The 18,015-nt window shown below is 64.8% G+C and carries 20 protein-coding genes; 13 read left to right on the forward strand and 7 right to left on the reverse strand.

What is annotated here, in order from left to right; translation table 11 throughout:
* Positions 1–204 precede the first annotated feature (204 nt).
* Positions 205–1,536 carry a tRNA (N6-isopentenyl adenosine(37)-C2)-methylthiotransferase MiaB gene (gene miaB, locus ACFQ3C_RS07645; protein WP_380790143.1) on the reverse strand — a complete coding sequence of 444 codons (1,332 nt, stop codon included), beginning with the start codon at positions 1,534–1,536 and terminating at the stop codon, positions 205–207.
* Positions 1,537–1,679: 143 nt separating this feature from the next.
* On the opposite strand from miaB, the gene ACFQ3C_RS07650 reads away from it, so the two are divergent.
* Entirely contained in the window at positions 1,680–2,549 is an 870-nt protein-coding gene (locus ACFQ3C_RS07650) for a glycosyltransferase family 2 protein (RefSeq protein ID WP_380790146.1), read from the forward strand.
* A gap of 13 nt (positions 2,550–2,562) precedes the next feature.
* On the opposite strand, the gene ACFQ3C_RS07655 is transcribed toward ACFQ3C_RS07650, so the two are convergent.
* From ACFQ3C_RS07655 to fabA, 4 genes are all read right to left on the reverse strand, one after another.
* The gene (locus tag ACFQ3C_RS07655) at positions 2,563–3,825 is read right to left on the reverse strand and encodes a flavin-dependent oxidoreductase (RefSeq protein ID WP_380790149.1); all 1,263 of its coding nucleotides are present in this window, start codon (positions 3,823–3,825) and stop codon (positions 2,563–2,565) included.
* A gap of 82 nt (positions 3,826–3,907) precedes the next feature.
* A complete protein-coding gene (locus ACFQ3C_RS07660) occupies positions 3,908–4,699 on the reverse strand; it encodes an enoyl-ACP reductase FabI (protein ID WP_380790153.1) in 792 nt (263 codons plus the stop codon).
* 6 nt (positions 4,700–4,705) lie between these two features.
* A complete protein-coding gene (gene fabB / locus ACFQ3C_RS07665) occupies positions 4,706–5,935 on the reverse strand; it encodes a beta-ketoacyl-ACP synthase I (RefSeq protein WP_380790156.1) in 1,230 nt (409 codons plus the stop codon).
* Positions 5,936–6,035: 100 nt separating this feature from the next.
* Positions 6,036–6,545, reverse strand: a complete 510-nt coding sequence (gene fabA / locus ACFQ3C_RS07670) for a bifunctional 3-hydroxydecanoyl-ACP dehydratase/trans-2-decenoyl-ACP isomerase (RefSeq protein ID WP_068291348.1) — start codon at positions 6,543–6,545, stop codon at positions 6,036–6,038.
* A 206-nt stretch (positions 6,546–6,751) separates the two neighbouring features.
* Here fabA and irrA point away from each other — a divergent pair, with 206 nt between their 5' ends.
* A complete protein-coding gene (gene irrA, locus ACFQ3C_RS07675; protein WP_380790158.1) occupies positions 6,752–7,204 on the forward strand; it encodes an iron response transcriptional regulator IrrA in 453 nt (150 codons plus the stop codon).
* 83 nt (positions 7,205–7,287) lie between these two features.
* Positions 7,288–8,277 carry an NADPH:quinone reductase gene (locus tag ACFQ3C_RS07680; RefSeq protein ID WP_380790160.1) on the forward strand — a complete coding sequence of 330 codons (990 nt, stop codon included), beginning with the start codon at positions 7,288–7,290 and terminating at the stop codon, positions 8,275–8,277.
* A 100-nt stretch (positions 8,278–8,377) separates the two neighbouring features.
* On the opposite strand, the gene ACFQ3C_RS07685 is transcribed toward ACFQ3C_RS07680, so the two are convergent.
* Both ACFQ3C_RS07685 and ACFQ3C_RS07690 read right to left on the reverse strand, forming a co-directional pair.
* Positions 8,378–8,971, reverse strand: coding sequence for a hypothetical protein (locus ACFQ3C_RS07685; RefSeq protein WP_380790162.1), 594 nt, complete (start codon positions 8,969–8,971; stop codon positions 8,378–8,380).
* A 96-nt stretch (positions 8,972–9,067) separates the two neighbouring features.
* A complete protein-coding gene (locus ACFQ3C_RS07690) occupies positions 9,068–9,496 on the reverse strand; it encodes an FKBP-type peptidyl-prolyl cis-trans isomerase (RefSeq protein WP_380790164.1) in 429 nt (142 codons plus the stop codon).
* Between the two features lie 208 nt (positions 9,497–9,704).
* Here ACFQ3C_RS07690 and ACFQ3C_RS07695 point away from each other — a divergent pair, with 208 nt between their 5' ends.
* From ACFQ3C_RS07695 to ACFQ3C_RS07740, 10 genes are all read left to right on the forward strand, one after another.
* Positions 9,705–10,388, forward strand: a complete 684-nt coding sequence (locus tag ACFQ3C_RS07695; RefSeq protein WP_380790166.1) for a haloacid dehalogenase type II — start codon at positions 9,705–9,707, stop codon at positions 10,386–10,388.
* Positions 10,388–11,215: an alpha/beta fold hydrolase gene (locus tag ACFQ3C_RS07700; RefSeq protein ID WP_380790168.1), complete on the forward strand. Its 828-nt coding sequence runs from the start codon at positions 10,388–10,390 to the stop codon at positions 11,213–11,215. Before ACFQ3C_RS07695 ends, ACFQ3C_RS07700 begins: the two co-directional genes overlap by 1 nt.
* The gene (locus ACFQ3C_RS07705) at positions 11,212–12,186 is read left to right on the forward strand and encodes a threonine ammonia-lyase (RefSeq protein WP_380790170.1); all 975 of its coding nucleotides are present in this window, start codon (positions 11,212–11,214) and stop codon (positions 12,184–12,186) included. Before ACFQ3C_RS07700 ends, ACFQ3C_RS07705 begins: the two co-directional genes overlap by 4 nt.
* A 79-nt stretch (positions 12,187–12,265) precedes the next feature.
* On the forward strand, positions 12,266–13,432 hold the full coding sequence (gene pobA, locus ACFQ3C_RS07710; protein WP_380790172.1) for a 4-hydroxybenzoate 3-monooxygenase: 1,167 nt from the start codon (positions 12,266–12,268) through the stop codon (positions 13,430–13,432).
* Complete coding sequence (pcaD, locus tag ACFQ3C_RS07715) at positions 13,432–14,220, forward strand: 3-oxoadipate enol-lactonase (protein WP_380790174.1); 789 nt, start codon at positions 13,432–13,434, stop codon at positions 14,218–14,220. The genes pobA and pcaD overlap by 1 nt, the downstream gene beginning before the upstream one ends.
* Positions 14,213–14,608 carry a 4-carboxymuconolactone decarboxylase gene (gene pcaC, locus ACFQ3C_RS07720; protein ID WP_380790176.1) on the forward strand — a complete coding sequence of 132 codons (396 nt, stop codon included), beginning with the start codon at positions 14,213–14,215 and terminating at the stop codon, positions 14,606–14,608. Before pcaD ends, pcaC begins: the two co-directional genes overlap by 8 nt.
* Positions 14,598–15,326, forward strand: a complete 729-nt coding sequence (gene pcaH / locus ACFQ3C_RS07725) for a protocatechuate 3,4-dioxygenase subunit beta (protein ID WP_380790178.1) — start codon at positions 14,598–14,600, stop codon at positions 15,324–15,326. Before pcaC ends, pcaH begins: the two co-directional genes overlap by 11 nt.
* A 3-nt stretch (positions 15,327–15,329) precedes the next feature.
* A complete protein-coding gene (pcaG, locus tag ACFQ3C_RS07730) occupies positions 15,330–15,929 on the forward strand; it encodes a protocatechuate 3,4-dioxygenase subunit alpha (RefSeq protein WP_380790180.1) in 600 nt (199 codons plus the stop codon).
* The gene (locus tag ACFQ3C_RS07735) at positions 15,930–16,640 is read left to right on the forward strand and encodes an alpha/beta fold hydrolase (protein WP_380790182.1); all 711 of its coding nucleotides are present in this window, start codon (positions 15,930–15,932) and stop codon (positions 16,638–16,640) included.
* Positions 16,641–16,643: 3 nt separating this feature from the next.
* Entirely contained in the window at positions 16,644–17,972 is a 1,329-nt protein-coding gene (locus ACFQ3C_RS07740; protein WP_380790184.1) for a lyase family protein, read from the forward strand.
* Positions 17,973–18,015: the final 43 nt, after the last annotated feature.

Below are 18,015 nucleotides of genomic sequence, written 5' to 3' on the forward strand. Positions count from 1 at the left end.
CACACACATTTTCGCTATCTTAGCAAAAACACGTCGATAGAAAAGAAAAATCCACAATATATTGTGTTGGGCTTTGCAACAGTGCCTAGAAAAGCCGGGGATTAATAACAAATCCCGACATTCGCTCTGCCGCGATCAACTGACGCGGTAGTTGGCATTTCGACATTCAACCAAACGGCCAGTACCAGGCAGGCAATCCGCCTTTCAGACCAGCACGCCGGACAGCGAATTGGTGCCGCTGCCGATGATTCTGACGCGCGCGATCTGGCCGGTCGGTTCGATCCCGCCCCGCACCGCATCTTCCACATGGACCGCATGCAGATATTCCGATTTTCCGACCATCTGCCCCTCGTGACGACCGGAGCGCTCGAACAGGACCGAGACCTCGCGCCCCACCATGCTGTCCTGAATGCGGCGCTGCTGCTCTGTCAAAAGCGCCTGCAGCCGGTAGAGCCGGTCGGTCTTGACCTCCTCGTCCAGCTGGGGACGCTCGGCGGCGGGGGTGCCGGGGCGGGTGGAATATTTGAACGAATAGGCCTGCCCGTATTCGACCGCGCGGATCAGCGCCAGCGTATCTTCGAAATCGGCCTCGGTCTCTTCGGGGAAGCCCACGATGAAATCGCCCGACAGCAGAATATCGGGACGCGCGGCCCGGATGCGTTCTATCAGACGCAGATACTGTTCCGCGGTATGGCTGCGGTTCATCCGCTTCAGGATCCGGTCGCTGCCCGATTGCACCGGCAGGTGCAGATAGGGCATCAGCTTGGCACAATCACCATGCGCCGCGATCAGGTCGTCTGACATGTCATTGGGATGCGAGGTGGTGAAGCGGATCCGCTCCAGCCCGTCGATCTCGGCCAGGGCGCGGATCAGCCGGGCCAGCGACCAGTCGCCGCCGTCGCCGCTGCCGTGATAGGCATTGACGTTCTGACCCAGCAGCGTGATCTCGCGCACGCCGCGCTCGACCAGGTCCCGCGCCTCTTCCAGGATGCGGGTCGCCGGGCGGCTGACCTCTGCCCCGCGGGTATAGGGCACCACGCAAAAGGCGCAGAACTTGTCGCAGCCTTCCTGCACGGTCAGAAAGGCCGTCGGCCCGCGCGCGGCCTTGGGCCGGTGGCGCAATGTCTCGAACTTGTCGTCCTCGGGGAAATCGGTATCCAGCGCCTTTTCGCCCGCCCGGGCCCGCGCCTCGAGCTGGGGCAGACGGTGATAGCTTTGCGGTCCCACCACAAGATCGACCAGAGGCTGGCGGCGCATGATCTCCTGGCCCTCGGCCTGGGCCACGCAGCCCGCGACACCGATCTTCAGATCGGGATTGGCAGCCTTGAGCGCCTTGAACCGGCCCAGTTCGGAATAGACCTTCTCGGCGGCCTTTTCACGGATATGGCAGGTGTTCAGCAGGATCATGTCCGCGTCGTCCGGCGTCTGGGTCTCGACATAGCCCTGCCCGCCCAGCGCCTCGGCCATGCGTTCGCTGTCATAGACATTCATCTGACAGCCATAGGTCTTGATATAGAGTTTGCGGGGCGCGCTCATGGGGGTATCCTGCCGGGATTGGTCCTGCTGGTCGAAACAAGGATGGTGCCTATACCAGAAAAGGGGTCCCTTGCAATGCGCCCGGATTTCGCGGACCTTGCGGGCGTTGGCAGGCAGATCAGGTTCGGGGCGATTTCACGACGATGCAATACGACAGTCTGAAGGATTTTCTGAACCGGTCGGGCAAGATCCTGGCAAAGGGTCCCGTGGCGCTGATCTTCGCCGAAGACGAGGTGGAACTGGCCTCGACCCTGCGCCATCATCTGACCTCGGGCTTTGGGGCGGTCCTTGTGTTCATGCCGGCAGAGCTGTCGCTGACCGAAGACCTGCAAGCCCAGGTGCACCGGATCGCCCTGGACACGGCTGCGCCCGATATGCTGACCGATACGGTCAACGCCCTGATCCGGGCCGCCCCTGGGACCTGGTTCTATTACTGCTACAATGCCGAATACCTGTTCTATCCGTTCTGCGAAAACCGCAGCGTGGCCGAGATGCTGACCTTCCACACAGAAGAGCGGCGCGATGCGATGCTGTGCTACGTGATCGACCTTTACGCCGGGGATCTTGACGCGCATCCATCCGCCGTCAGCCTCGAGGACGCGCATCTGGACAAGTCAGGCTATTACGCGCTGGCGCGCAACGATCCCGAAAACCACAACAATCCGCGTGAACGGCAGCTGGATTTCTACGGCGGTCTGCGCTGGCGCTACGAGGAACATGTGCCCGCGCCGCGCCGCAAGATCGACCGCATCGCCCTGTTTCGCGCCAAACCGGGGCTGGAACTGCGCGCCGATCACACCTTCAACGATCAGGAATACAACACCTACGCCTGCCCCTGGCATCACAACATCACGGCGGCGATCTGTTCGTTCCGCACCGCCAAGGCGCTGAAGGCCAATCCGGGATCGACATTCGATATCCACAGCTTCCACTGGCACAATTCGACGCCCTTCGAATGGCATTCGCGGCAACTGCTGGATCTGGGCCTGATGGAGCCGGGCCAGTGGTTCTGACGCGCGCCCCGCGCTAGACGGCGGCGTGATCGATGGGGCCCAGAATCGGCGGTTGCGCGTTCAGCACCTCGATGGAAAAACCCGACAGTCGTTTGTATTTCTCCGCATGGGCGGCCAGATCGGCGCGGGGGATGACGTCCTCGATATTATCGAAGACGCCACTACAGCGATCCTCGACCATCTGCATCACCGCATCGGGACCCGCGCCGCGATTGGCGCGCAGGATGCCCTCGGCGCGGGGGCGCATCTCGGCCTCGTAGGCCTCAAGCGCCGCGGGCGTCACGCCGTGATCGCGCAGGGCCGCACCCAGCTTGCGCGCGTCGATGATGGCCTGGCTCGCGCCGTTCGATCCCACCGGATAAGTCGCATGGGCGGCGTCCCCCATCAGGGTCACGCGCCCGTCGGTCCAGCGCGCCATCGGTTCGCGGTCCACCATCGGATATTCATAGATCGGCCCCGTGGCGGCGCGGATCATCGCCGGGCAGTCGATCCAGCCGAAATCCCAACCCTCGAACGCGGGCAGGAAATCCGCAGGGTCCGCGGGCTTGTTCCAGTCACCCTTGGCCATGGCCCGGCCCGGATCGACGCGCAGTTCCGCGATCCAGTTCATCTGCGCCAGACCCGTCTCGGGGTCGGTCGCGGAAATCGGATAGGACACGAAGCGCTGCGTGTCATGGCCCGCCAAGATCATCGCGGCCCCGCCCAGGAACGGCACGCCGGGGCTGGTGCCGCGCCACATGATGGCGCCGTTCCAGATCGGCTCGCCCTCGTCCGGCAACATCTGGTGCCGAATGGCCGAGCGAATTCCATCGGCGGCAATGACCAGATCGCCGTCCACGCGGCTCCCATCCGTCAGGATCAGCGCCGCGCCCGCTGCCCCGGTCTCGTAGCGCGCGACGCCGGCGCCGGTCACGACACAATCGGCCCCGGCGCGGACGCGCAGCTCCTCCAGCAGCATCATCTGCAACTGGCCGCGATGGATCGAATACTGCGGCCAGGTGTATCCGGCATATTGCCCGCGCGGTTCGGCCCAGATCTCAAGCCCGGTCTTGGTGTAGAACCCGTATTGCCGGGTACGCACGCCAATCGCGTCCAGCCGCGCCTCAAGACCCAGATCAAAGAGTTCGCGCACCGCGTTGGGCTGGATATTGATCCCCACACCCAGGGGCCGTATTTCACCCACGCGCTCATGGATACGGAAGGGAATGCCCAGCTGGTGCAATGTCAGCCCCATGGACAGGCCCGCTATCCCGGCCCCCGCGATCAGAACGGTCATCCCCGGCCCTCCCTGGCCTTGCATTTCTTCTTGCTGCAAATATCCCCCGCGGAGCGTCCCCACCCCGCGACAGGAACCGCCCTCAGATGTTTTCGGGCTGCGGCATCCCCAGCACGTGATAGCCGCCATCGACGCGGATGATCTCGCCGGTCGTGCAGGCCCCCGCGTCCGAGGCCAGATAGACCGCCGTGCCGCCCACCGCCTCGAGCGTGGCGTTGGAGCGCAGCGGCGCATTCATGTCGGTATGCTTGTAGGTCTTGCGCGCCCCGCCGATGGCCGCACCCGCCAGCGTCTTCATCGGGCCGGGGCTGATCGCGTTGACGCGGATGCCTTCGGGACCCAGATCGTTGGCCAGATAGCGCACGGCGGATTCCAGCGCGGCCTTGGCCACGCCCATCACGTTGTAGAACGGGGTCACGCGGTTCGATCCCTGATAGGTCAGGGTCAGGATGGTGCCGCCATTCCCGACCATCAGGGGATGCGCGCGGCGCGCCACCTCGATCAGCGAATAGCACGAGATATCCAGCGAATTGCGGAAGTTGGCGCGGCTGGTGTTCAGGAACCGCCCGGTCAGTTCGGTCTTGTCGGAAAACGCGATGGCATGGACGACGAAATCGATCGTCGGCCAGCGCGCGGCCAGACCTTCGAATGCCGCATCAAGGCTGGCGTCATCGGTCACGTCCACATCGACCATGAAGTCGGATCCGACGCTTTCGGCCAAGGGTTTCAGCCGCGAGCCGAAGGCCTCGCCCTGGTAGGTGAAGGCCAGCTCGGCCCCGGCCTCGCTCATCGCTTTTGCGATACCCCAGGCGATCGAGCGTTCATTGGCGACCCCCATGATCAGGCCGCGTTTACCCTGCATCAGTCCTGTCATGTCAGATCACCCGTGATATTTCGACAAAAGCATGGATCCGTTGGTGCCGCCAAAGCCGAAGCTGTTGGTCATCACCGTGTCCAGCCCGGCATTGTCGATGCGGGACATGGCGATCTCGCCCGCGTCGATGGCGGGGTCCAGCGTGGCCACGTTGATCGACGGCGCGATGAAGTCATGCTCCAGCATCAGCAGGCAATAGATCGCCTCCTGCGCGCCGGTGGCGCCCTGGCTGTGGCCGGTCATGGATTTGGTCGAACTGATCAGCGGCGTGTTGCCGCGGCCGAAGACGCGGCGCACGGCCTCGACCTCGCCCACGTCGCCCACGGGGGTGGATGTGCCATGCGCGTTAATATAGCCGACCCTGCGGTCCTTGTTCAGGCCCGCCAGCGCCAGGCGCATCGCGCGCTCGCCGCCCTCGCCCGAGGGGGCAACCATGTCATGCCCGTCCGATGTGGCGGCATAGCCGGTGACTTCCGCATAGATCTTCGCGCCGCGCGCCAGCGCGTGCTCCAGCTCCTCCAGCACAACGATGCCGCCGCCGCCCGCGATCACGAACCCGTCGCGATCCGCGTCGAAGGCGCGCGAGGCCAGTTCGGGCGTGTCGTTGTATTTGCTGCTCATCGCGCCCATCGCGTCGAACAGGCAGGACAGGGTCCAGTCCAGTTCCTCGCCACCGCCCGCGAACATCACGTCCTGCTTGCCCATCATGATCTGCTCGGCCGCGTTGCCGATGCAATGCAGGCTGGTCGAACAGGCCGAGGTGATCGAATAGTTGATGCCCTTGATCTTGTAGGCCGTGCTGAGGTTGGCCGAGATGGTCGAGGACATGCATTTCGGCACGGCGAATGGCCCGATCCGCTTGGGGCTGCCATTGGCCAGAACCGTCTGATGCGCCACCAGCATGGATGATGTGGAAGGCCCGCCGGACCCCGCCACCAGCCCGGTGCGTTCGTTGGAGATGTCGGCCTCGGTCAGGCCGGCGTCGGCAATGGCCTGTCCCATGGCGATATGGGCATAGGCGGCACCCGGCCCCATGAAGCGCAGGGTGCGCTTGTCCACGTGGTCGGCGATGTCCAGCTTGATATCACCCGCGATCTGGCTTCGGAAACCGTGCTCCTTCATCGCCTCGTTCGCGCGGATGCCAGAGCGGCCCGCTTGCAGTGCCTCAAGCACTTCCGAGGCATTGTTGCCGATGCTGGACACGATGCCCAGACCTGTGACGACGACGCGGCGCATGGACGCCCTCCCTTTTTCCCGTTCTGGCCTGTTTAGGACAGCAGTCTTTGAGGGGCAAGCGGTTAGGCGGTGTGGCGTCGCGTCGGATGGGCCGGGCTTCTCAGCTTTCGCTCAGCGCGACCTTCATGTCCTTGACCTGGTAGATGACCTCGCCATCGGCCTCGACGATGCCGTCGGCCACACCCATCGTCAGGCGGCGGGTCTGGATCGCCTTGGTGAAATCGACCTTGTAGGTCAGCATCTTGCGGTCGGGCCGCACCATGCCGGTCAGCTTGACCTCGCCCACGCCCAGCGCATAGCCGCGCCCCTGCCAGCCGCGCCAGCCCAGGTTGAAGCCGGTCAGCTGCCACAGCCCGTCAAGGCCAAGGCAGCCCGGCATGATCGGGTTGCCGGGGAAGTGGCAGGAAAAGAACCACAGGTCCGGATGGATGTCGAATTCGGCGACCACATGCCCCTTGCCATGGGCGCCGCCATCCTCGGAAATCTCGGTGATGCGGTCCATCATCAGCATCGGCGGTTCGGGAAGCTGGGCATTGCCGGGGCCGAACAGCTCGCCGCGGGCGCATTTCAGCAGGTCTTCCTTGTCGAAACGGTTCGGATACTGGGCCATCGCGGCGCGGTCCTTTTCTGGTCTGTGGCGTCTTTGTCACTGCAATCAGTCTGCCCCGTCTAGCACCCGCTTGACGCCCCATGCAAGCCTGCCCGCGGCATCCGGCCCACCCCGCCCCTGCCGGGCAATGGAGGGGCCTGCCTGTTTGCAATTGAATTTTTCCCGCCACGGGCTTTATAAGGGGGAAGAGATTGGAACGGATGACAATGACCAAGCTGACGACACCTGAGGCGTGCAGCCACCAGACCCAGCAGGCACAGACCCGTGGCGCCACCTGGCTGGGGACGGCCGGGCTGCGCCCGACGCGCCAGCGCGTCGCGCTTGCGGCGCTTCTTGTGGGCGATGGCGAGCATCGGCATGTCACGGCGGAAAGCCTGTTCGCCGCGGCCCAGGACGGGGGCGAGCGTGTCTCGCTTGCCACCGTGTACAACACCCTGCGCGCCTTCTGCGAGGCCGGGCTGATGCATGAGATCACGGTCGACGGCACGAAAAGCTATTTTGACACGAACACCCATGATCATCCGCATTTCTACTGGGAAGACAGCGGCACGCTGACCGATGCCCCAAGCGACGAGCTTGAGATCCTGCGTATTCCCAACGCGCCCGAAGGCGCCGAGATCGCGGCGGTCGACGTCGTGATCCGCCTGCGTCGCAAGTAACCTTGCATATGGATTGAACGACAGCGCGCGCCCTGCCACAGTGCAAGGCGCTGTGCTGTCACGACCAAGGGAAAGACCACGCCATGAAAGCGATCACCTATTCCGCCTTCGGCGCTGCTGCCGATGTGCTGCGCCTGACCGATCTGGCAACACCCGATCCCGCACCGGGCGAGGTGCTGGTGCGCCTGACCCATTCCGGCGTGAACCCTTCGGATGTGAAGGCCCGCGCCGGATCGCGGCCGGGTGTGACAAAACCGCCCTTTCCGGTGATCGTGCCGCATTCGGACGGTGCCGGCGTGATCGAGGCGGTGGGCCAAGGCGTGGAAAAGGCGCGCATCGGCCAGCGCGTCTGGATCTGGAACGGACAATGGCGCCGCCCCTTTGGCACCGCGGCCGAGATGATCGCCCTGCCCGCCGCGCAGGCCGTCGCCCTGCCCGAGGCCATGACCAATGCCGAGGGTGCGACCATGGGCATTCCGGGGCTGACTGCGGCGCATTGCGTCTTCGGGGGCGGCCAGGTGAGCGGTCAGACGCTGCTGATCTCAGGCGGCGCCGGCGCGGTGGGCCATGATGCGGTGCAACTGGCGCGCTGGGGCGGTGCGCGGGTGATCGCGACCGCCTCGGCGTCCGATTTCGACCGTGTCCGGGCGGCCGGGGCCGAGACGGTTCTGGATTACCGCGACCCCGACCTTGCGGCAAAGGTACTTGAGCTGACGGGCGGACGCGGCGTGGACCGCGCCGTCGAGGTGGAGTTCGGTCGCAACGCGGCGATGCTGGCCCAGGCCGTGGCGGAAAACGGCACTGTGGCGGCTTATGGATCGGCGCTGGACATGAACCCGGTCCTGCCTTTCGGCGCCTATCTGTTCCGCGCGATCACCATCGATGTGGTGCTGATCTACCTGCTGCCCGATGCCCAGCGCAGCACCGCGATCGGCCTGCTGCACCGCGCCCACGGGGCCGGGGCCCTGACGCCTGCGATCCATGCGCGCTTTGCTCTGGCCGATTGCGCCGCCGCGCATGTCTCGGTCGAGGCGGGCCGCCGGTCAGGCGCCGTGTTGCTGGAGATTCCCTGACGCACCGTGGCTAAACCGGGGCTAAACCGGGACTGAAGAGGGGGCTGCCGCCCCCCGTCCCTGCGGGCCCCCCCCGCGGATATTTCGGGCAAGAAGAAGCTCAGCCCATCCTGCCGGGCGCGACACGTTCGCGATTGGCCGCAAGCCCGTCCTGAAACCCGGCAGCATCGCCGTAATCGACGAATTGCGCGTAATAGGCGTGCGGCGCGCCCACCCGGGCCGCGTGCTTGATCGGGCACCAATATGCCTCGGTCCTGCCTGCGATTTCCTGCACATAGCCGATCAGCCCGTTGCAATAGCCGCAATAGATACAGTTGAGTTTCTGCAGCGCGTTCAGATAGGCCAAGTGATGGCGGTCGATGCGGATGAAATCGGCGCGGCGCACGGGCTGGATGCGATAGATCGGAAAGCAGACCCGCTGATAGATCGTGACCATGAGGTCGAGCAGCGCGAAGGGGATGATCAGGCTGTAGATCACGGGCGCGCAGAGCACCACCATCGGCCGGGTGCCACGCAGGAAATCCGACAGGCGCACGCGGAATTCGCGCTGGCGGCGGCGGGCCTCCTCGTCAAAAATGATGCGCCCGTTTTCCAGCCGGTAGCGAAAATCCTCGCTGCGGCGCTCGAACTCGGCCTCAAGCTGGTCCTGAAGGTCGCGGATGCGATCGAGAAGTGCGTCGACGGGGCTGGTCATGGCATGCCTCCCGGGCTGCTGGCTGCCCCCATCATAGGAAAGGCGCGGGGCAAATCCACCCCGCGCCCTTCGGCGTCCCGGCCTGGCGGGTCCCGCTCAGGCGATGGCGACCAGTTCGATCGCAAAGGTCAGGTCGCGCCCGGCCAGCGGATGGTTGGCATCCAGCGTCACCTCGGTCTCGGTCACTTCGACCACGGTCACGGGCATCGCCTGGCCCTGCGGCGTCTGGACCTGCAACTGCGTGCCCAGGTCCAGCGGGATGTGATCGGGGATCTCGGCGCGTGGCACGGCCTGGCGCGCGTTCGGGTCGGGCTGGCCATAGGCCTCGTCGGCGGGCACTTCGACGACTTTCTTGTCGCCGATGCTCATGCCGGACAGGGCGGTATCGAGGCCGGGGATGATCTGGCCGGACCCCACAACGAATTCCAGGGGATCGCGCCCTTCCGAGCTGTCGAAGGTGGAGCCGTCCGACAGGGTGCCGGTGTAGTGAATACGGACGGTATCGCCCGGTTTGACCTGCGTCATGATTGTTCCATTTCTGCTTGGGAAAGATGAATGATCGAGGCCGTTTCGCCTTTGGCGCGAACGGGTGCTCGGGTTGACGCGCCCAAGGCTACAGAGGCGGGGCGGAATTTGCAAACCGGCCGCGGGATCAGGGCATTCCATGCTCATTAACTCTTTTCCCCTACGCGTCGCCGTGCCAGTCTTGGCGCAAAAAGGACGTTGCCGACAGATGATCACGACCTGCATATTCGACGCCTACGGGACATTGTTCGACGTGGCCGCGGCAGCGCGCCAGGTGGCCGCGGAACCGGGCCGCGAGGATTTCGCCAATCACTGGCCCGCGATCTCGGAAAAATGGCGCCAGAAACAACTGCAATACAGCTGGTTGCGCGCCATCACCGGCGATCACACCGATTTCTGGACTGTCACCCAGGACGGGCTGGACTGGGCGCTTGAGGCGCAGGGGCTGGCGGGCGACACAGCGTTGCGCGACCGTCTGCTGGCGCTTTACTGGCAACTCAGCGCCTTTCCCGAGGTGCCCGCCATGCTGACGGACCTCAAGGCTGCGGGAATGAACACGGCGATCCTGTCAAACGGCAGCCCCGAGATGCTGTCGGGTGCGGTGCAATCCGCCGGCTTGAGCGAATTGCTGGATGATGTGCTGTCCGTCGAATCGGTGGGGATCTTCAAGCCGGCGCCGCAGGTCTATGACATGGTAATCCAGCGCTTCGGCTGCGCCAAGTCGCATGTGCTGTTCGTGTCGTCGAACGGCTGGGATGCCGGGGCCGCCGCGGCCTATGGGTTCGAAACCGCATGGGTCAACCGCGCGGGCGACCCGGTGGATCGCTTGCCGGGCCGACCGCATCACGTGCTGAAGGATCTGACGGCGATCCCCGCACTGGTGACCCGCTGATGCCGCGTTTTTCAACGTCGGACGGCTTGTCGCTGCATTACGAGGATGAAGGCGCGGGCCTGCCGGTGCTGTGCCTGTCGGGACTGACGCGCAATGCGCGCGATTTCGACTTTGTGGCCCCGCATCTTGGCGGCGTGCGCCTGATCAGGCTTGACTATCGCGGGCGCGGGCAATCGGACCGGTCGCCCGATCCGCTGAGCTATACCGTGCCGCGCGAGGCGCTGGACGTGCTGGAGCTGCTGGATCATCTGAAGCTGGACAAGGCCGCGATCATCGGCACATCGCGCGGGGGGCTGATCGCCATGGTGCTGGCCGCCATGGCCAAGCACCGGCTGCTGGGCGTGGCGCTGAACGACATCGGGCCAGAGCTGGACCCTGCCGGGCTCGATGTGATCATGGGCTACCTGGGCCGCGATCCCGATGCCGCGACATTTGACGATCTGGCAGCGCAGCGCGCCGCGGCAATGGCGGCAAAATTCCCCGGCGTCGCCCTGGAACGCTGGCGCCAGGAAGTGACCCACACCCATGTGGAAACACCCCAAGGCGTCAGGATCAACTATGACCCCGGCCTGCGCGATGCCGTAATCGCCGCCGGGGCCAAGGGCGCACCCGACCTGTGGCCGCTATTCGATGCGCTGGCCCCGCTACCTTGCGCGGTGATCCATGGCATGAATTCGGACCTGCTGAGCGCCGCCACCGTGGCGCGGATGGCGGACCGGATGCCCGGCCTGATCGTGGCCGATGTACCCGACCGCGCGCATATCCCCTTTCTTGACGAACCGCAGGCGCTTGCGGCGCTGCATCGCTGGCTGGAGCAGATGACATGAATATCGAGATGATCCGCGCCGCGGCAGACCGCCTCAAGGGCCATGCGCGGGTGACCCCGCTGCTGTCTTCGCCCTTCATAGATCACCTGGCCGGGCGTCGGGTCTTCATCAAGGCGGAATGTCTGCAACATACCGGCAGCTTCAAGTATCGCGGCGGCTACTCCGCCGTGTCGGCCCTGCCCGAGGATCTGCGCGCGCGCGGTGTGATCGCCTTTTCATCGGGCAATCACGCACAGGGCGTGGCGCTGGCGGCAACCCAGCATGGGGTGCCGTCGGTGATCATCATGCCATCCGATGCGCCGCGCCTGAAGATCGAGAATACCCGCGCGCTGGGGGCCGAGGTCGTGCTTTATGATCGCGCGACCGAGGATCGCGACGCCATCGGCGAACGCATGTCGCAAGAGCGCGGCCTGACCCTGATCAAGCCATTCGACGAGCCGCAGGTCATCGCGGGCCAGGGCACCACGGGGCTTGAGATCGCGGAACAGGCGCGGGCCGAAGGTATCGACACGGCCGATGTTCTGGTGTGTTGTGGCGGTGGCGGCTTGACGTCGGGCATCGCGCTGGCGCTGGAGGCAGAGGCCCCCGGCCTGCGCGCGCGCCCCGTCGAGCCCAAGGATTTCGACGATACCACACGGTCGCTGGCCGCGGGTTCGATCCAGCGCAATGCCAGCATGACCGGCAGCATCTGCGATGCGATCGTCACACCCAGCCCCGGCAGGCTGACCTTTCCGATCATGCAGCGGCTGTGCGGTCCGGGTCTTGTGGTGACCGATCAGGAAGCGCTGCGCGCCATGGCGCAGGCCTTTCTGCGCTTCAAGATCGTGCTGGAACCGGGCGGTGCAGTGGCGCTGGCTGCGGCCCTCAACCGGCGCGACCAGATCGAGGGCGATGCCGTGATCGTGGTGGCCTCGGGCGGGAATGTGGATCTGGAGATGTATGAAGAGGCGCTCAATACCCTCAAGCCGTGACAGGGTCACGCCTGTCGTAATTTAATTGACAGAGTAAACTATTTTTGCTTCCCTCGTCTGGCGAACAGGGGGGCATCACATGCGTACACAGGTCTGCATCATCGGCGGGGGGCCATCGGGCCTGCTGCTGTCACAACTGCTGCACAATGCAGGCATCGACACGGTGGTTCTGGAACGCCAGACCCGCGATTACGTTCTCAGCCGCATCCGCGCGGGCGTGCTGGAATGGGGCAGCGTCGAGATGCTGCGCAAGGCGGGCGTGGGCGCGCGCATGGACAAGGAAGGCTTCGTGCATGGCGGCACCTATCTTGCCGCGCGCAACCGGGGCTTTCGCGTGGCCTTTGACGAACTGGTGGGCAAGCAGGTCATGGTCTATGGCCAGACCGAGGTGACGCGCGATCTCTATGCTGCGCGCGACAAGGCCGGCGGCGTGGTCATCCACGAGGCGGCAGGCGTCAAGCCGCACGGGCTGGAAACAGACAAGCCCTATGTGACCTATCTCAAGGATGGCAAGGTCCACCGGATCGATTGCGATTTCGTGGCTGGCTGCGACGGGTTCCACGGCCCCTGCCGCAAGGAAATTCCCGCCGATGTGCTGCGCGAATACGAACGTGTCTATCCCTTCGGCTGGCTGGGCATCCTGTCGGAAACCCCGCCCGTCAGTCACGAACTGATCTATGCCAACCATGAACGGGGTTTCGCGCTGTGTTCGATGCGCAATGCCAACCTCAGCCGCTATTACGTGCAATGCCCGCTGACCGACTCGGTCGATCAATGGTCCGATCAGGCCTTCTGGGACGAGCTGCGCCGCCGCATCCCGGCCGATGCCGCCGAAAGCCTTGTGACCGGCCCGTCGATCGAGAAATCCATCGCGCCGCTGCGGTCCTTCGTGGCCGAACCGATGCGCTGGGGGCGGCTATTCCTTGTTGGGGATGCCGCGCATATCGTGCCGCCCACAGGGGCCAAGGGGCTGAACCTGGCCATCGGCGATGTGCATTACCTGCATGAAGGTCTGATCCAGTATTACCAGGGCGATAACGAAGGCGTGCAGAAATATTCCGAACGCGCCCTGGCGCGCGTCTGGAAATCGGAAAGATTTTCCTGGTCGCTGACCACCATGCTACACCGGTTCCCGAACCAGTCGGCATTCGAGCAGCGCATGCAGGAGGCCGAGCTGGACTACCTGGAAACCTCTGCCGCGGCGCAGCGCGTCATGGCCGAAAATTATGTAGGATTGCCATACTGATGCGTATCGCCGACCTCGGAGACCTGAAAGTCCATTACCGTATCGACGGCAACCCCGATGGGCGGCCCGTTGTCTTTGCAAACTCGCTGGGCACCGATCTGCGGCTGTGGGACCAGGTGCTGCCGCTGCTGCCGCAGGGGCTGAAATACATCCGCTATGACAAGCGCGGCCATGGCCTGACCGAACTGACACCCGCACCCTATTCCATGGGCACGCTGGTGCGCGATGCGGAACGGCTGATGGATCACCTTGCGGTCAAGGATGCGCTTTTCGTGGGCCTGTCCATCGGCGGCATGATCGCGCAGGGCCTTGCGGTCAAGCGGATGGACCTGGTGCGCGCCATGGTGCTGTCCAACACGGGCGCCAGGATCGGCCAGCCCGCGATGTGGGATGACCGGATCGCCGCCGTGAGGGCCGGCGGGATCGAGGCGCTGGCGGACAGTATCATGGAGCGCTGGTTTTCCGCCCCGTTCCGCAAGACCGATCAATTCCATGCCTGGCGCAACATGCTGGTACGCCAGCCCGCCGAAGGTTACATGGGCTGTTCGGCCGCCATTTCGGGGACGGATTTCTACACGCCCACCAGTGGCCTGCGCCTGCCCACCCTGGGCATTGCCGGGTCCGACGATGGATCGACCCCGCCCGATCTGGTGCGCGAGACCGTCGACCTGATCCCCGGATCGCAATTCCATCTGATCCGCAAGGCGGGCCATCTGCCTTGCGTCGAACAGCCCGAAGAATACGCAACCGTATTGACAAGGTTCATGCAGGACGTGGGCCATGTCTGAGCGTTTCGACAAGGGCATGAAGGTGCGCCGCAAGGTCCTGGGTGACGCCCATGTGGACCGGGCGGAACGGGCCAAGACCCCGTTTGACGAACCGTTCCAGACGCTGATCACCGAAGGGGCATGGGGCACGGTCTGGGCGTCCGACGGGATATCGCTGCGGGAACGCTCGATGCTGACGCTGGCGCTGCTGGCCGCGACCGGCAACTTCGAGGAAATCCCGATGCATATCCGCGCGACCATTCGCACCGGCGCCAGCAAGCAGGATGTGCTGGAGGCATTTCAGCATGTCGCGATCTATGCCGGTGTGCCGCGCGCCAATCACGCGCTGAAACTGGCCAAGGCCACCTATGCCGAGATGGAGGCAGATGATGAAAGACATGACCGATAACGGCCCTTTGATCCCGCGCCAGCGGGACATGCACCCGGTGCCCTATGATCCGGACTACAAGACATCCGTCCCGCGCTCGCCGAAATGGCCGCTGCTGTCGATGGAAAGCACCCCGTCAGAGGAAACAGGCCCGCGTTTCGGGAATTCCCTGCTGGGGCCGCTGGACAACAACCTGATCCTGAACTTCTCCAAGGATGGCAGCCCCGCGATCGGCGAGCGCATCCTGATGCATGGCCGCGTTCTGGATGAAAACGCGCGCCCCGTGCCACATACGCTGGTCGAGATCTGGCAGGCCAATGCAGGCGGGCGCTATCGTCATGTCAAGGACAACTACCTTGCCCCGCTCGATCCGAATTTCGGCGGCTGCGGGCGCACGATCACCGATGCGGAAGGGCGCTATCAATTTCTGACGATCCGGCCCGGTGCCTATCCCTGGCCCAACCGCGCCAATGACTGGCGACCGATGCATATCCATATTTCGGTCTTCGGGCACAGCTTCGGGCAGCGCCTGATCACGCAGATGTATTTCGAAGGCGATCCCCTGATCGACCGCTGCCCCATCGCGGCGACGATCAAGAACCGCAGCCAGCTTGACCGCCTGGTGGCGCCGCTGGACATGGCGCGCGCAAGGCCGCTGGATTTTCTGGCCTACAAGTTCGACATCGTGCTGCGCGGCCGCCGCCAGACCATGTTCGAAAACCGACTGGAAGGGATGTAAGCCATGGTGCAACCGCTTGATACGCTGATCGAAACCCCTTCGCAGACCGCAGGGCCATATGTTCACATCGGCTGCATTCCGACCTTTGCGGGGCTGCCCGGCGTCTATCCGCAGGATCTGGGCCTGTCCCCCATCGCGCCGGGCGCCAAGGGCCAGATCATCACCATCACCGGCGCCGTGATCGACGGCACCGGCTGGGCGCTGCGCGATGCGATGATGGAAAGCTGGCAACCGGATGCGGCGGGGCTTTTTGCGGGCCAGGAGGGTGCCGATCCTGCCGTCAGCGGCTTCTGCCGCTTTGCCGCCGACAAGGACAGCGGGCTGTTTACCCTGACCACCGTGAAACCTGGCCCCGTGCCCCAGCGTGGCGGCGCGACGCAGGCGCCGCATATCAGCCTCTGGGTGGTGGCGCGGGGGATCAACATCGGGCTGTCCACCCGCATCTATTTCGAGGATGAGGATAACAGCACAGATTCGCTGCTGGCGCGCATCGAACAGCGTCCGCGTGTGGATACACTGATTGCAAAGAAGACCGGCGAGGGCCAGTATCGTTTCGACATCCGCCTTCAGGGCGATCATGAAACGGTATTTCTGGATATCTGAATGGCTGATTTTCTTCTGATCCACGGATCGTGCCACGGCGCGTGGTGCTGGCGTGACCTGATCCCGGAACTTGTGGCGCGCGGCCATACTGCCCGCGCCATCGACCTGCCGGGGCACGGGCAGGACGCGACCCCCTACCAGGAGGTCACGCTGGAAGGCTACGCCCGCGCGATCGTTGACGCGATCGACACGCCCGTCACGCTGGTAGGCCATTCCATGGCGGGCTTTCCCATCTCGCTGGCCGCCGAAATGGCCCCGGACAAGATCGACCGGCTGATTTATCTATGTGCCTATGCCGCGCAGGACGGTCGCAGCCTGGTCGAGATGCGCGCCGAAGCGCCGCGCCAGCCCATGGCCGATGCCGCGATCAGGACCGAGGATGGCCTGGCCTTTCGCGTCGACCTGTCGAAGGCGCCCGCGCTGTTCTACAATGATTGCCCGGCCGAGGCGGTGGACTATGCACTGCCGCGCCTGTGCATCCAGGCGATCAGGCCGCAGGCCACGCCGATCCGGCTGACCGATGCCTATGCCAGCGTGAAGCGCAGCTATATCCGCTGCGACGATGACCGCACGATCCCGCCCGAATACCAGCGCACGATGACCGAAGGCTGGCCCGCGCAGGATGTCCATGCCATGCCGACAGGGCATTCGCCCTTCTTCGCCGATCCGGCCGGGCTGGCCGATCTGCTGACCCAAATCGCAAAGGGCTGATCCATGGCCGCATCGGTGTTCGACAGCCCGCTCTACAGCCGCTTGTTCCCCTCGGGCGAGGTCGGCAAACTGTTCACCGACAGCGCCGAGGTGCGCGCCATGCTGCTGGTCGAAGGGGCGCTTGCAAAGGCGCAGGGTGCGCTTGGCGTGATCCCGGAAACCGCCGCCGCCTACATCCACCGCGCCGCGATGGAGGTGCAGATCGACCCTGCCGCCCTAGCCGCGCCCACCGGGCAGAACGGCGTCTCGGTCCCCGGTCTCGTCGCTGCCTTTCGCACCGCGATGGAGGCACCCGAACACGCGCAATACGCCCATTGGGGCGCCACATCGCAGGATATCATCGACACCGGGCTGATGCTGCGGCTGCGGCAGATGCTGTCCCTGCAACAGGACATGCTGACCGATACCGTCAGGGCGCTGGGGCAACTGGCCGCCGATCACGCGACAACCCCGATGGCCGCGCGGACATATGGGCAGCATGCAACGCCCACCAGCTTTGGCGCGACCCTTGCCCATTGGGGCGCGCCCCTTCTTGACCTGCTGGCCGAACTGCCCGCCTTGCGGCAATCCTGCCTCTGGGTCTCGCTCTCGGGGGCGGCGGGCACCTCTGCAGCCCTTGGGCCAAAAGCGCAGGAGACACGCGCGGCGCTGGCACGGGCGCTGAACCTGCATGACCCGGCGCGCAGCTGGCACAGCGACCGTGGCCCGATCCTGCGGCTGGCCGATTGGCAGACGCGCCTTGCGCTGGCCCTTGGCAAGATGGCCGAAGACCTGCTGCTGCTGACCCAGACAGGAATCGCAGAGGTCTCGCTCGGTGCCGCGGGCGCTTCCTCGACCATGCCGCAGAAACAGAACCCGGTGCTGCCCTCGGCCATGGCCGCCAGTGCGCGGCAGGTCGCGGGGCTGAACGCCACGCTGCAAGGGGCTGCACTGCACCGGCTGGACCGGGACGGAGCCACATGGTTCACCGAATGGCTGACCCTGCCGCAGATCTGCCTTGCGACCACCGCCACGCTTATCCATGCCCAGAGCCTGTCACACAGCCTGAAGCCCATCCCGGCACAGATGCTGGCCGCCATGATAGATGGTCAGAACCTGATCCACGCCGAAGCACTCAGCTTCGTGCTGGCCCAGAACCTTCCCCGGCCCGAAGCGCAGGCCGCGATCAAGTCCCTGTGCCGACAGGCGGGCGATACCGGCGCGGATCTGGCCGCGCTGGCGATACAGGCCTATCCCGATCTGGATCTTGCCCCGGTCTTCGACCCGGCCGCGCAGATGGGCCATGCCCCGACCGAGGCACGCCGCTTTGCCGCTGCGGCCAAGGCACTGTAACCCGCGATTTCTTCTTGCTTCAAATATCCGGAAAGCGCCGCGG

Origin of the sequence: Seohaeicola saemankumensis (assembly GCF_042678485.1) — a bacterium.
Taxonomy (GTDB): Bacteria; Pseudomonadota; Alphaproteobacteria; order Rhodobacterales; family Rhodobacteraceae; genus Seohaeicola; species Seohaeicola saemankumensis.